This is a genomic window from Microbispora hainanensis, from assembly GCF_036186745.1.
GTDB lineage: Bacteria > Actinomycetota > Actinomycetes > Streptosporangiales > Streptosporangiaceae > Microbispora.
The window spans coordinates 7,372,150-7,385,688 of record NZ_CP108086.1; the positions used below are offsets into that span (position 1 = coordinate 7,372,150).

At 73.7% G+C, this 13,539-nt stretch carries 11 protein-coding genes; 7 read left to right on the forward strand and 4 right to left on the reverse strand.

The window, feature by feature from the left end; genetic code table 11:
- The first annotated feature begins 20 nt into the window (after positions 1-20).
- The 6 genes from OHB01_RS33705 (at position 21) to OHB01_RS33730 (ending at position 8,608) form a co-directional block, all read left to right on the forward strand.
- Positions 21-932 (forward strand): carbohydrate ABC transporter permease, encoded by a 912-nt coding sequence (locus OHB01_RS33705; RefSeq protein WP_142647348.1) that lies wholly within the window; start codon positions 21-23, stop codon positions 930-932.
- Positions 929-1,753 carry a carbohydrate ABC transporter permease gene (locus tag OHB01_RS33710; protein ID WP_142647349.1) on the forward strand — a complete coding sequence of 275 codons (825 nt, stop codon included), beginning with the start codon at positions 929-931 and terminating at the stop codon, positions 1,751-1,753. Before OHB01_RS33705 ends, OHB01_RS33710 begins: the two co-directional genes overlap by 4 nt.
- A complete protein-coding gene (locus OHB01_RS33715) occupies positions 1,750-2,808 on the forward strand; it encodes an ABC transporter ATP-binding protein (RefSeq protein WP_142647350.1) in 1,059 nt (352 codons plus the stop codon). The genes OHB01_RS33710 and OHB01_RS33715 overlap by 4 nt, the downstream gene beginning before the upstream one ends.
- Positions 2,805-4,076 (forward strand): CehA/McbA family metallohydrolase, encoded by a 1,272-nt coding sequence (locus OHB01_RS33720; protein ID WP_142647351.1) that lies wholly within the window; start codon positions 2,805-2,807, stop codon positions 4,074-4,076. Before OHB01_RS33715 ends, OHB01_RS33720 begins: the two co-directional genes overlap by 4 nt.
- A 67-nt stretch (positions 4,077-4,143) precedes the next feature.
- Positions 4,144-5,355, forward strand: coding sequence for a Gfo/Idh/MocA family protein (locus tag OHB01_RS33725; RefSeq protein ID WP_260617224.1), 1,212 nt, complete (start codon positions 4,144-4,146; stop codon positions 5,353-5,355).
- 10 nt (positions 5,356-5,365) lie between these two features.
- The gene (locus tag OHB01_RS33730; RefSeq protein ID WP_328854506.1) at positions 5,366-8,608 is read left to right on the forward strand and encodes an alpha-mannosidase; all 3,243 of its coding nucleotides are present in this window, start codon (positions 5,366-5,368) and stop codon (positions 8,606-8,608) included.
- Between the two features lie 379 nt (positions 8,609-8,987).
- Here the strand turns inward: OHB01_RS33730 and OHB01_RS33735 are convergent, their stop codons facing one another.
- Complete coding sequence (locus OHB01_RS33735; RefSeq protein ID WP_142647352.1) at positions 8,988-9,197, reverse strand: ubiquitin-like protein Pup; 210 nt, start codon at positions 9,195-9,197, stop codon at positions 8,988-8,990.
- A gap of 305 nt (positions 9,198-9,502) precedes the next feature.
- Here OHB01_RS33735 and OHB01_RS33740 point away from each other — a divergent pair, with 305 nt between their 5' ends.
- Positions 9,503-10,762 carry a serine/threonine-protein kinase gene (locus OHB01_RS33740; protein ID WP_328854507.1) on the forward strand — a complete coding sequence of 420 codons (1,260 nt, stop codon included), beginning with the start codon at positions 9,503-9,505 and terminating at the stop codon, positions 10,760-10,762.
- A 287-nt stretch (positions 10,763-11,049) separates the two neighbouring features.
- On the opposite strand, the gene OHB01_RS33745 is transcribed toward OHB01_RS33740, so the two are convergent.
- The 3 genes from OHB01_RS33745 to OHB01_RS33755 form a co-directional block, all read right to left on the reverse strand.
- Entirely contained in the window at positions 11,050-11,424 is a 375-nt protein-coding gene (locus OHB01_RS33745) for a PepSY domain-containing protein (RefSeq protein WP_142647354.1), read from the reverse strand.
- A 90-nt stretch (positions 11,425-11,514) separates the two neighbouring features.
- Complete coding sequence (locus tag OHB01_RS33750) at positions 11,515-12,804, reverse strand: HAMP domain-containing sensor histidine kinase (protein ID WP_328854508.1); 1,290 nt, start codon at positions 12,802-12,804, stop codon at positions 11,515-11,517.
- Positions 12,805-12,808: 4 nt separating this feature from the next.
- Positions 12,809-13,501, reverse strand: a complete 693-nt coding sequence (locus OHB01_RS33755; RefSeq protein ID WP_328854509.1) for a response regulator transcription factor — start codon at positions 13,499-13,501, stop codon at positions 12,809-12,811.
- Positions 13,502-13,539: the final 38 nt, after the last annotated feature.

A 13,539-nucleotide genomic window follows, 5' to 3' on the forward strand; every position in this document is an offset into this window, starting at 1 on the left:
AGCGGCGGCGAGGGGGTGACATGGCGCGCCTCCGGCACGACCGGGCGGAAGTGAGCGCCCCGATGGTGAGCGGGAAGCACAGCCTGGGGTTCGTGGTGCCGGCGCTGGTGCTGATCGGGGTGTTCCTGGTCTTCCCCGCGCTGTGGACCGTCTATCTGGGCCTCACCGACTATCGGCTCACGGGCCTGGCGGCGGCCGATCCGCAGGTGGTGGGGGCGGCCAACTACGCCGAGGCGCTGGGCGACGAGCGGTTCCGCACGTCGCTGTGGCTCACCGTGCAGTTCGTGCTCGGCTCGGCCGTGCTCGGGCAGGCGGTGCTCGGGTTCGCGATCGCGTGGGTGCTGCGCGACCGGCGCGGGCCGCTGAAGAGCGTCACCGAGGGGCTGGTGCTGCTGGCGTGGATCCTGCCGTCGTCGGTCGTCGCGTTCCTGTGGATCGCGCTGCTCGACCGCGACGGCGGCACGCTGAACGCGATCCTGCGCACGCCCGGCTTCGCCTGGCTGCTCGACCACCCCATGATGTCGATCATCGTGTTCAACGTCTGGCGCGGCACGGCGTTCTCGATGATGCTGTACGGCGCCGCCCTGGAGAACGTGCCGCCGTCGCACCTGGAGACCGCCAGGCTCGCGGGGGCCTCGACGCTCCAGCAGCTCAGGGACGTGGTCTTCCCGCACATCAAGGGCCATGTGCTGACGAACCTGCTGCTGATCACACTGTGGACGTTCAACGACTTCACGGCCTTCCAGCTCACCGCCGGAGGCCCCGAGGGGCGGTCGGAGATCCTGCCCGTCTACATCTACAACGTCGCGATGAGCGGCGGCAGGCTCGGCTTCGGCGCGGCGGTGTCCTTCCTGGTCCTCGTGGTCAACCTGGTGCTGGCGTTCGCCTACCTGCGCCTGCTGCGGTCCCGGGGGGAGGTGCGGCCGTCGTGACGCCGGTGCGCCACGCGCTGGGGACCATCGGGCGGGCCGTGTTCCTCGCCCTGGTGCTGGGCTTCTTCGCGCTGCCGCTGCTGTGGCTCGCATCGGCGCCGTTCGACGCACACCCGACGATCACGACATCGGTGCCGGAGTTCACGCTGGCGAACTTCCGGGCACTGCTGGACAACCCGTACGCGCTGGGCTCGCTGCGCAACTCGCTGATCCAGGCGTGCGGCAGCGCGGCCCTGGTCGTGACGCTGGCCGCGCTGGCGGCGTACGCGCTGTCGCGGGCGCGGGTGCCCGGCCGCGACGCGCTGCTCTACGTGCTGCTGCTCCTGTCGTCGGTGGTGACCGGGACGGCGGCGATGGTGCCGCTGTTCGAGCTGGCGACCCGGCTGAACCTGATCGACACCCACCTCGGCGTCGTGCTCACGCTGTCGGGCGGCCTGCTGCCCGCCGCGATCTTCATCCTGAAGGACTTCATGGACGCCACGCCCACGTCGTACGAGGAGTCGGCGCGGGTGTTCGGCGCGTCGGCGGGGCAGGTGCTGCGGCACGTCGTGATCCCGCTGGTGCGGCCCGGCCTCGCGACGATCGCGGTCTGGACGGTCGCCAACGTCTGGGGCAGCTTCCTGCAGCCGTTCATCCTGCTGCGCGACCCGGACAAGGCCCCCGGCGCGGTCATCCTCTACACGCTCTACACCGAGGGCGGAGCGCCGCGCCTCGACGTGATCTCGGCGTTCTCGCTGCTCTACTCGCTGCCGGTGGTGGTGATGTACGTGTTCGTCAGCCGGAGGTACGGCTTCCGCTTCCACGGAGGGATCAAGCGTTGATCGCGTTGCGCGGCCTGACCAAGGAGTTTCCCGGCGGGGTGCGGGCGATCGACGCGCTCGACCTGGAGATCGGCGACGGCGAGTTCTTCGCGCTGCTCGGCCCGTCGGGCTGCGGCAAGACGACGCTGCTGCGGACGATCGCCGGCCTCGAGACCCCCACCTCGGGGCGGATCGAGATCGGCGGCGTCGACGTGACGGGGTCGCCGCCCGGACGGCGGGACGTCGCGATGGTCTTCCAGGACTACGCGCTGTTCCCGCACATGGACGTGACCGCCAACATCGCCTATCCGCTGCGGATCAAGAAGGTCCCGCGGGCCGAGCGCGTGGCGAAGGCCGCCGAGACGGCGTCCCGGCTCAGCCTGTCGGAACTGCTGGACCGCAGGCCCGCCCAGTTGTCCGGCGGCCAGCAGCAGCGGGTGGCGCTCGCCCGCGCGGTCGCCTGCCGTCCGAAGGCGTTCCTGTTCGACGAGCCGCTGTCGAACCTGGACGCGCGGCTGCGCCTGGAGGCCCGCACGTTCCTCAAGCGCCTGCAACGCGAGCTGGGGGTGACCACGGTCTTTGTCACGCACGACCAGAGCGAGGCGCTCGCGCTGGCCGACCGCATCGCCGTCATGTCGGCCGGGCGGATCAGCCAGCTCGGCACGCCGTCCGAGGTGTTCCGGCGGCCGGCCACCACGTTCGTGGCCTCCTTCATCGGGTCCACGCCGATGAACCTGCTGCCCGGCGTCGCGGAGGACGGCGTGCTGCGGGTGGGCGAGGCCGAGCTCCCCCTGCCGGACGGTGTCCCCGACGGCGAGATCCTGTACGGCCTGCGGCCCGAATACGCCGAACTGACCACCCGGGAGCCCGGGGAGAAGGGGGCGTTCCGGGGGAAGGTGGCGGTGGTGGAGAACCTCGGCACGGCCCATCTCGTCACGCTGGAGTGCACCGGCCATCTGCTGCAGGTGGTGGTCCCCGAGGGCGCCGAACCCCCGCCGGGGGCGGCCGCCTGGGCGGTGCCCCGCCCCGGCCGGGCGCTGCTCTACCGCGACGACGCCCTGGTGGGTGACGCGTGACGACCAGGGCCGCGATCAACGGGACGTGGACGCTGGACGACCGGCTGGCCGGGCCGGTGGCGGAGGTGCCGGTCGAGGTGCGGCCCGGCACGGCCGCCCTCACGGTGCGCCTGTCCTACGACCGGTCGGCCGGCGTGCTCGACCTCGGCTGCGCCGGGCCCGCCGGGTTTCGCGGCTGGTCGGGCGGCGCGCGTTCCGAATACACCATCACCCCCTCCTGGGCCACCCCCGGCTATCTGCCCGGCGAGATCGAGCCGGGGGTGTGGCGGGTGCTCGTCGGGCTGCACCGGGTGCCCCTCGGCGGCCTGCCGTACGAGATCCGGGTGATCAGGCACGTGCGGCCACCCGCGCGGCCGCGCCGGCGCCGCGCCCGCTTCTCCCGCGTGCCGGGGCCCGTCCCGCCCGAGCCCGCCGCCGTACGGCGCCGCCTGCCGTCGCCGCCCGGATACCGCTGGCTCGCCGGGGACCTGCACGCGCACACAGACCACTCGGACGGCGCGCTGAGCGTCTTCGAGCTGGCCTGCGTGGCGTCCGCGGCCGGGCTGGACTTCCTCGCGGTGACCGACCACAACACCGTCAGTCACCACATGGAGCTGGCCGCGGCCGCGGCGCCGGCCGGTGTCGTGCTCGTGCCGGGGCAGGAGGTGACCACCGATCTCGGGCACGCGAACGCGCTCGGGGACGTCGGCTGGATCGACTTCCGGCAGCCACCTGACGAGTGGGCGAAGGCCGTGCGCGACCGGGGCGGGGTGCTGTCGGTCAACCACCCGGTGGCGGCCGACTGCGCCTGGCGGCACCCGATGACCGACCGGCCACGGGTCGTCGAGCTGTGGCACTGGAGCTGGTGGGACCGCACCTGGGGCGCGCCGCTGGCCTGGGCGCAGGCGTGGGCGGGCGATCCGGGCGGAGACCCGGCCGGCGACCTCGTGGTGGTCGGCGGCGGCGACTACCACCGGCCCGAGGAGGGTCACCCTCCCGGCGCGCCGACCACCTGGGTGCTCGCCGAGGGCGACGGGCGCGGCCCGGAGGCGGCCGGAGCGATCGTGCGGGCCGTGGCGGAGGGCCGGACGGCGGTGTCGGTCTCCCCCGGCGCGCCGCTGCTGCTGCGGCTGGAGGACGAGTTCCTCGCCGTGGACGCCGACGGCCTGGTGCTGTGGGGGCCGCGGACCCGGCGGATGGTGCGGGGGGACCTCGTCCTCCTGCCCGCCGGCCCCGGGGTGCACCGGCTGGAGACGCCCGCCAACGAGGTGGTCGCCGTCTGCACATGACGGGGGTTGCGCCCCGCCGCCGATGGGGAGGTGCAGGTCAGGTCGCCGAGCGGAGGAGGGTGAGGACGTGGAGACGGTGAAGGTGGGAATCGCCGGTCTGGGCGTCGCCGCGCAGGTCGTCTACCTGCCCCTGCTGGCACGGCGGCGCGACCTGTTCCGGGTCGCGGCCGTGTGCGACCTCGACCGCGGGCACGCGGAGACGATCGGCAGGGAGGCGGGCGTCCCGGCGTACGACGACCCGCTGGCGATGCTCGACAGGGGCGGGTTCGACGCGCTGATCGTGCTCACCCCCGGCTCCCACGGGCTGCTGGTGCGGGCCGCCCTCGAACGCGGCCTGTGGGTGCTGTGCGAGAAGCCCCTCGCCTACAGCCGGGCCGAGCTGAGCGGCTTTTCCGGCGAACGGCTGATGGCCGGTTACATGAAGCAGTACGACCCCGCCTCCCAGCGGCTGCTCGAAGCGCTGCACGAGGCCGGCGGGCCGCAGGTCGTCCGCCACCTGGACGCCACCGTGCTGCACCCGTCGGAGGAGTCGCAGCTGCTGTTCGCCCGGGTGCGGCCCGGCCATCCCGCGCCCGAACGGCTGGCCCCCTACGCGGAGGCCGACGAGCGGGCGCTGACCGCCGCGCTCGGCACCTCGTCGGAGCGGCTGCGGCGGCTGTACGCCGAGGTGCTGCTCAGCAGCGTGTGCCATGAACTGTCGCTCATGCGGCTGTTCACCGGCTCACCCGACACGGTGGACCACGTGGCCGTGTGGCCGGTGGAGGCGTTCCCGCCGTCCCTGGAGGTGAGCGGCACGCTCGGCGGCGAATGCTCCGGCAGGTACGGCATCCGGTGGCACTACCTGCCGAGCTACCCCGCCTACCACGAGACCATGGCGCTGCACCACGAGCACGGGTCGATGGAGCTGCGCTTCCCTTCTCCGTACCTGCTGAACACGCCCACCCGGCTGACCATCACCTGCCGGGTCGGCACCACCGAGCGGACGGTCGTCAACGAGGACGTCGCCGAGGCCTTCGAACGCCAGCTGCGCGCCTTCTACCGCTTCGTCACCCTGGAGGAACCGCCGCTCACCGGACTCGACGGCGCTTTGGAAGATATCGTCACGGCGCAGCGGATCGTGCACCGGTACGCGCGGTGGGCGGGCATCCCCATCGGCGGGGAGTGCGCCCAGGAGGTCACCGGCGCCCCGCGGGAGGCGACCGCCGGGGCCGTCAGCAGCGACGCCGAGGAGGGCGGGAGTGGAGCCAGCGGTCACGCCAAGGCGAGCCTCAGCAGATAGCGACAGGATCGTGGTGGTCCCGCACACCCACTGGGACCGGGAGTGGTATCTGCCCTTCCAGCGGTTCCGGGTCGGGCTGGTGCGGGTGCTCGACGAGGTCCTCGACGCCATGGCCGCCGACCCCGCCTACCGGTTCACGATGGACGGCCAGCTCGCGGCGATCGAGGACTACCTGGAGATCCGGCCCGCCCGGCGCGGCGACGTCGCCCGCTTCGTCGCCGAGGGACGGCTGGCCGTGGGGCCCTGGCTGATCCTCGCCGACGAGTTCCTGTGCTCCGGCGAGACGCTGCTGCGCAACCTGGAGTACGGCATGCGGGGCGCCGCCGCGCTCGGCGGCGCCATGCCCGTGGGTTATCTGCCCGACCAGTTCGGCCACTGCGCCCAGATGCCGCAGATGCTGGCGCTGGCGGGGCTGCGCCGGGCGTGCCTGTGGCGCGGCGTGCCCGCGCACGTGGACCGCGACGTGTTCGACTGGACCGGCGCGGACGGCACCACGGTGAGGACCACGTATCTGCCCGGCGGCTATGGCAACGCCTTCGGCCTGTTCACCGGCCCGGCCGAGGAGATGCCCGACCGCGTGGCGGCCTTCGTCTCGACGGCGGAGGGCTGGTCGTCCGGCCGCACCCTGCTCGCGATGTACGGCGCGGACCACTCGGCCCCGGCCCGCGAGGTCACCGCGTCCGGGCTCCGCGTCGCCACCCTCGCCGAGGCCCTGGCCGGAGATTCGGCCGGCGTTCCTGACGGCGTTCCTGACGGCGTTCCAGCAGGTGGGGAGGTGCCGCGGGTCGTGGGCGAGTTGCGCTCGCACGCGCGGGCCAACATCCTGCCCGGCGTGATCTCGGCCCGGGTGCCGATCAAGCAGGCCATGGCGCGGGCCGAGCGGGTGCTCACCCGCTACGCGGAACCGCTGTCGGCGCTGTGGCTCCCCGGCGACTCCGCCTGCGGACGCCTCATCGACATGGCCTGGCGGTCGGTGATCGCCTGCAGCGGGCACGACTCCGTCACGGGGTGCGGCTCGGACGAGACCGCCCAGCAGGTCGCCGCGCGGATCGCCGAGGCCGGGCAGACCGCCCAGGCGGTCGTGGATTTGGTCGCGGCGTCCCTCGCCGAGGCCGCGCCCAAGGGCGCGCTCGTGGTCGTCAACCCGTCCCCGTTCGAACGGACCGGCCTGGTGCTCGCCGACCTGCCGGAGGACCGCGCGTCCCTGGTGGACGCCTCGGGCCTGCCCGTCCCCGCGCAGCGGCTCGAACACGCCGCCACGCTGCTCGACGAGACCGTCATGGACGACCTCTCCCGGCTCCTCGGGCGCGTCCACGAGCGGGAGCTGTACGGCCACGAGATCGTCTCCTGGCACGCCGGGGACGGCGTGTTCACCGTCACCGTGAGCCGGCACGCCTCCGGCGCGTACGCCTACGAGGACCTGCGCGGGGCCGTCGTGTCGGCCGGTCCGGGGCCGTGGATCGTCCGCACGGTGGCCGAGCCCGTGGTCACCGTGGCGGCGCTGGTCACCGTGCCGCCGCTCGGCCGTGCCGTCCTCACCGCCCGTCCGCCCGAGCCCCGGCCGCCCGCCCCGGTCCCGTACGCCCTGCGTACGGACGCGTACGGGTTCGAGCCGGTGCTGGACAACGGGCTGCTGCGGGTGCGCGTGGCCGACGACGGGACGCTCTCGCTGCGCGGCGCGGACGGCACCGAGGTCCACGGCGTCGGGCGGATCGTCCACGGCGGGGACGCCGGGGACACCTACAACCACGCGCCCCCGCCGCACGACCGGCTCACCGACCGGCCCTCCCGCGTCGACGTCGAGGAGATCTGCTCGGGCCCGCTGACCGGCGCGTACGAGATCACTCGGGTGTACGACTGGCCGACCGGCCTCGGCGGCGACACCGACGGCTCCGAGACCGTGCCCACGGCCGTCACGACCCGGGTGGAGCTCAGGGCGGGCGAGCCGTTCGCACGGTGCGAGATCACCATGGACGTGCGCTGCCGCGACCACCGCGTCCGCTGGCACGCACCGCTGCCCCGCGCGGCGGACGGGTCGTACGCCGAGGGACAGTTCGCCGTGGTGCGGCGCGGCCTGATGGCCGAAGGCGGGGGCGGCGAGCGGCCGATCCCGACCTTCCCCGCCGAGTCGTTCGCCGCCGCCGGGGGCCTGGCCGTGCTCCTCGACCACGTCACCGAGTATGAGATCGTCACGGACGAGAAAAGCGGGGGCGAGATCGGCAGGCATGAAGCCGGCGGGGACGGGGCCGAGCTGGCGCTGACGCTCGTGCGGTCTGTCGGCTACCTTTCCAGGAACCGCAACCCCTACCGCGACGAGCCCGCCGGGCCCGAGGTGCCCACCCCGGCCGCCCAGTGCCAGGGGCCGCTGACCGTGCGCTTCGCCGTCCTGCCGTACGCGGGAGAGTGGCACGAGGCCGGGCTGCCGAGGCTCGCCGAGGAGTTCCGCCACGACCTGCTCGCCGTACCAGGCGCCGCCCCCGCCGAGCAGACAGACGCGGCCGGAAGGGAGAGCGCCGCCGAGGCCGCGGACGCGAGCGGGGCGGCAGACGCAGCCGAGGCGGCGGGCAGCGGCACGGCGTGGGACGCGGATGAGGACGGCCCGCCCGAAGGCGGACGCGTCGCGATCAGCGGCGACGGCCTGGACCGAGGCGGTCATGCCGCGATCAGCGGCGACGGCCTGGACCAAGGCGGTCATGCCGCCATCAGCGTGGAGGGCCGGCGAGGAGGTGGCCGCGTCGCGATCAGCGGGGACGGTGTCGTGATGGCCGCTCTGCGCGAGCGGGGCGGACGTCTGGAGGTCCGCCTGGTGGCCGAGCATCCCACGGCCACCGAGGCGGTCGTCCGGGGAGATTTCACCGCGGCCTGGACGGCCGACGTGCTGGGCTCTCCCCTGAGCCCTCTGGAGGTGTCTCGCGACGAGGTGGTTCCGAACGGAGCGGTGCCGGAATGGCTGGTCTCCGGCGGCGTAGGTCTGGATGGAGTGGTCAGGGACGGGGTGGTTTCCGGCGACGTGATTCTGGATGGAGTGGTTGCGGACGGGGTGGTTCCGCGCGGGGTGCTACCCGGTGAGCTGTCAGACGACGGTGGGGCGGACGCACCGGGACTCTCGGGACGGGCGGGATCTCTGGGTTCGTCGGGGTCCCCGGACTCCTCGGGGTCCTGGCGGACGGTGCGCGTCCCGCTGAGGCCCTTCGAGATCGCGACCGTTCATCTTGGTCATCTCGATCATTTCGGTCATCTCGACGGAGCCTGACGCCCGGCCGCCCGGGTTCCCGCACGAGACCTGTACTGAGACCTGGACAGAGAACTCGCACAGGCCCATCGCGCAGGGCCCACTCGCACGGCCTCCACACGGAGCAACCCGGCAGAGGAGCCAGACAGGGCACCCGGACAAGGCACCCGGACAGGGCACCCGGACAAGGCCGCCGCGCAGAGCCGCCGTACAGGCCCCGCACAGAGCCCGCGGCCCGCGCGTCGTCGTCCGCGCGTCTTGCGTGCGCTCGCCCGTGCCTGATCGGCTGCCGTCTGGTCGCCGAGGGCGCGTCCGGCGGGAGTCTCCGGGTCCGACGGCGGCCCTGCCGGGAGACGGTCTCCCGGCGTGGCCGCCACCGGCCCGGACGCTGCCCGACGGGTTACTGCCCGCCCTTCTGCACGTAGGAACGGACGAACTCCTCCGCGTTCTCCTCGAGCACCTCGTCGATCTCGTCCAGGATCGCGTCGACGTCGTCGGTGAGCTTCTCGTGGCGCTCCTGGACGTCCGGGGACGCCTGCGCCTCGACTTCTTCGACTTCGTTCTCCTGCCGTCCGGTCTGCTTCTGGCCGCCGGTCTCCTTGGTCGCCATCCCTGACACCTCCGCTGCTCGGGGGGACGCCTCTCCCCATATCTTCCCCGAACCGACCGACAATGCGCGCGAAAGAGCGTGCGATCTTCGGCCCGGCCGCTCTGGCCAGACAACCCGCTGAGCGCCGGGAAGGCAAACGCCCGGGGATCCGGCCCCGCCGCGGACGCACAGGGCATCGGACAGCGCCTTCGTTAGACCGGATCGTTATCGACCTCACACTCTTCGTGGCCGCCTTTCGGCGCAGCGCTACCGTGTGCGGGACGACAATTGATGGATCACGGCACGACCTAGCGTACGGGTGGTCGATGGCATCGCACGCACGGCAACTGCTGGCGGATCGGTACAAGCTGCTGACGCCCTTCCGGCGCGACGGCGGCGGGATCATGTGGCAAGCGCACGATCTCCGTCTTAAGCGTGATGTCGCGATCAAGGAAGTGCAGCCGCCTTACCGGGTGGACGTGGCCGATCTGCAGGCCGCCCGCCGGCAGGCGCTGCGGGAGGCCCGCTCGGCGGCCCGGCTCAGCCATCCGGCCGTCATCACCGTGCACGACCTGCTCGAAGACAAGGGCCGGCTCTGGATCGTGACGGAGCTCCTGCAGGGCGTCACCCTGAGCGACACCGTCCGCCACCTCGGCCGGCTGCCGGTCCACTGGGCCGCCTGGGTGGGCTTCCAGCTCCTGTCGGGCGTACGGCACGCGCATTCGATGGGCGTCGTCCACGGGGACATCCGGCCCGCCAACGTCGTGCTGACCGAGGACCGGGTGGTGCTGACCGACTTCGGCATCGCCGCGTTCGACCGGGACGCGGGCGGGTCGACGACCGTGCCCGTGGGGCGGTCCGGCGCCTATCTGGCCCCCGAGCGGCTGCGCGGGAAGGGCCTGGCCCCCGCCGCCGACCTGTGGTCGTTCGGCGCCACGTTGTACTGCGGAGTGGAGGGGCGGCCGCCGTATCCGGCCGCGCAGCCGTTGCCGGCCGCGGCGCTGCTGGGCCGCCAGCCGGAGCCGCCGCACCGGGCGGGCCCGCTGCGACCGCTGATCGAGGGGTTGCTGCGGCACGACCCGGAAGAACGGCTCACCATCGACGAGGCGATGCGCGTGCTGGTGGACGTGTTGCGGCGGCAGGGCATCCCGGCGGCGGCGCCCGGCCGGACGGCCGGAGAGCTGCCGAGCCTCGGCGCGGCCGGCGCCGTGCCTTACGCGGCCCCGTACGCGGCGTCCGGCACGGCGCCCAGACCGGGCGGGGCGCACCAGCACGGCCGTTCCTCCGGCCACGCGCGGCCGCCGGCACCCCGTGAACTGACAGCGCCCCGCGAACTCGCGGTGCCCCGAGAGTTCGCCGTGTCCCGGGAACTCCCCGTGCCTCGGGAGTTCCCAATGCCCCGGGAAGTCCCGACGCCCCGGGAAGTCCCGACGCCCCGGGAAGTCCCGACGCCACGGGAGCGGATGGTGCCGGGAGAGCTCACGACCGGGCGCTTCTACGACGTGGAGGCGCGTCGCCGGGACCATTCCCACTGGCCCCTTCCCACGACCGGGCCCAGCCTGCCCTGGCCTCCGCGTCTCCCGTAGCCACCGAAGGCCTCTGGCCAGCCTCCGTAGCTCCCGGTAGCCCTCGCGGGCTCCGGTAGTCCCGGCTGGCCTCCGTAGCTCCGGTAGCCCCGAATAACCCGTGGTAGCTACTGGCCCCATAGCCCCGGCCGCCCCCGCATCACAGCCTCAGAAGCCCCCGGTAGCCCCTGGCCCATAGCTCCCGGAGCCACTCGTGGCCCCCGGAAGGCCCCCGGCCGCAAGGCCCGACGAGGCCGGGCGGCTCCCCGTGTGGGTGGCCAGGGGAGCCGCGTGTTCCCGGCCCGAGATCAGTCGTCGTGGTCGACGCGGAACTTGATGATCCGTCCGGTCGCGATCGCGACGTAGACGTCATACTCCGTGTGGCCCTTGCGCAGCTCGACCTTCCAGGTGCGGTAGCCGTGCTCCCACTCGCGTTCGACCTCGGTGACCCGCGCGCCGGGCACCCGCTTCTTCGCGATCGCGACCGCCTGGCGCCAGGTGATCGCGGCCGTGGAGGCGGAAGCCTTGGCGACGGAGGCCCGGGAGAGGGCCGCGGAGGAGAGGGAGGCCGAGGCGGCCGAGGAGAGCGGTGCGGGCGCGGCGACGGCGACGGCGGTGCCCCCGGCGGCCAGGGCGGTGACGGTGACGGCGGCGGCGAGAGCGATCTTCGTTGTGTGTCTCATGCGTCGAGGCTCGCAGCGATCATGTTAGGGCCGCGCTAAGCGATCCCTAAAGCATCGCTGCCTCATCCTCGCACCGCCGGAATCCCTGTGTCAGCGCCGATCCGAGTCGCCACGCGCCGAGCCCAGGAGCAGGCGCACCTCGGCGCCGTCGAGGTCCGACCGGCCGACGGTCAGGGAGCCGCCCGACTCCTCGGCCGCGCGGCGGGCGATGTCGAGCCCGAGCCCGGTCGAGCCCGCGCCGCTCTCCCCGCGTCGCGGCGGCCCGCCGGGGCCGAAGCCGGGGCCGGCGTCCGAGACCGTCAGGGCCGCGGCGTCGTCCGGCCCGGGGGCCAGGAGCACGCGGAAGGACGTCCCGTCGGGGGTGTGCGCGAAGACGTTGCCGAGGAGGGCGTCGACGCAGTCGGCCAGGTCCTCGGCCGCGACCGCCACCGGCAGCGGGCCGGGCGCGAGGTCGAGCGTGACGGTTCTCGACTGGTCCTCCGCCAGCACCGACCAGAACTCCACCCGGTCGCGCACCACGGCGACGGCGTCGCAGGAGGCCCGTTCCCGCGACCGCCGCCGCACGTCGTTGATGACGGCGGTGACCGCGCGCTCCAGCGCGTCCACGCGGGCCTCCATCCTGGCCGCCTCGCCGGGATCGGCCAGCGACTCCGCTTCGAGCCGCAGGCCGGTCAGCGGGGTGCGCAGCCGGTGGGAGAGGTCCGCCACCATCTCGCGCTCCTCGGCGAGCAGGTCGGAGATGCGTCCCGCGAGGTGGTTGAGTGCCAGCCCCGCCGTACGGACCTCGGGTGGGCCCTGCGGGGTCGCCCTGGCGGTCAGGTCGCCCTTCGCGAGGCGGTGGGAGACCTGGGCGAGAGCCGTGGTGGGCCGGACGACCGCGCGTGCGAGCCGGTCGGCGACCACGATGCCGAGCCCGACCAGGGCGACCCCGAGGACCAGCAGAGCGAGCCAGGTCCGGTGGACGCCTCGGTCGAGGTCGTCGTCGGAGAGGAACGCGCGGACGACGGCGGTGCCGCCCGGCGCCCCCTGCACCGCCATGAGGATCTCCCTGCCGCCCGGCACGGCCGCGGTCAGGCTCCGGCCGCGTGCGGCGAGGTCGACGGCGCGGGTGCGGGCCGCCTGTGCCCCGAGCACGCGGCCGTCCGCGAGGAAGACCGTGACGGGGTGTCCGCTCGACGCGCCCGCCTGCTCGGCGGTCAGCCGCAGCGTCTCCTCGTCCACCGCGCCCACGGCCACGGCGACGGACTCGGCGGCCCGCGTGGCGGAGTCGACGGCCTCGCTGTGCGCCACCGACCGCACGAGCAACGCCAGCGGCACCAACAGCGACACCAGGACCAGCGACGTGGTCGCCGCGACGAGGGCCGCGAGCCAGCGCCTCATCGGCTCATTCCGCGGGCGAGGGCGGCGCGGTCAGGCGCACGCCCACCCCGCGGACGGTCTGGAGATAACGCGGCTGCTGCGCGGTCTCGCCGAGCTTGCGGCGCAGCCACGACAGGTGGACGTCGACCGTCTTGTCGGTGCCCCCATAGGGGATGCGCCAGACCTCGGTGAGCAGCTCGCGCTTGGTGACGACCTGCCCGGCCCGTGCCGCCAGATAGTGCAGCAGGTCGAACTCCCGCGGCGTCAGGTCCAGCACCGCCCCGTCGAGCGTCGCCTCCCTGGCGCCCGGGTCGACCCGCAGCGTCCCCACCGTCAGGGAGGTGTCCGTACGCCCGGTGTCGATCCGGCGCAGCACGGCGCGGATGCGCGCGTCGAGCTGCGCGGCGCTGTAGGGCTTGATCACGTAATCGTCGGCGCCGGCGTCGAGCAGACGGACCATGTCGGCCTCCCCGTCCCTGGCGGTGGCGACGATGACCGGCACGCGGCTCACCGCGCGGAGCATGCGCAGCAGGTCGGCGCCGTCCATGTCGGGCAGGCCGAGGTCGAGCACGATGAGGTCGGGACGGTCCTCGACGGCCGAGCGCAGGCCGTCGAGGGCGGTGGAGGCGGAGGAGACGGCGTACCCGCGGTCGCGCAGGCTCCGGGTGAGGGAGGTGCGGATGGGGGCGTCGTCTTCGATGAGCAGCACGCTTGGCATTTGACCGTTACGGTAGCCGCCCGATGGAAGCGGCATAA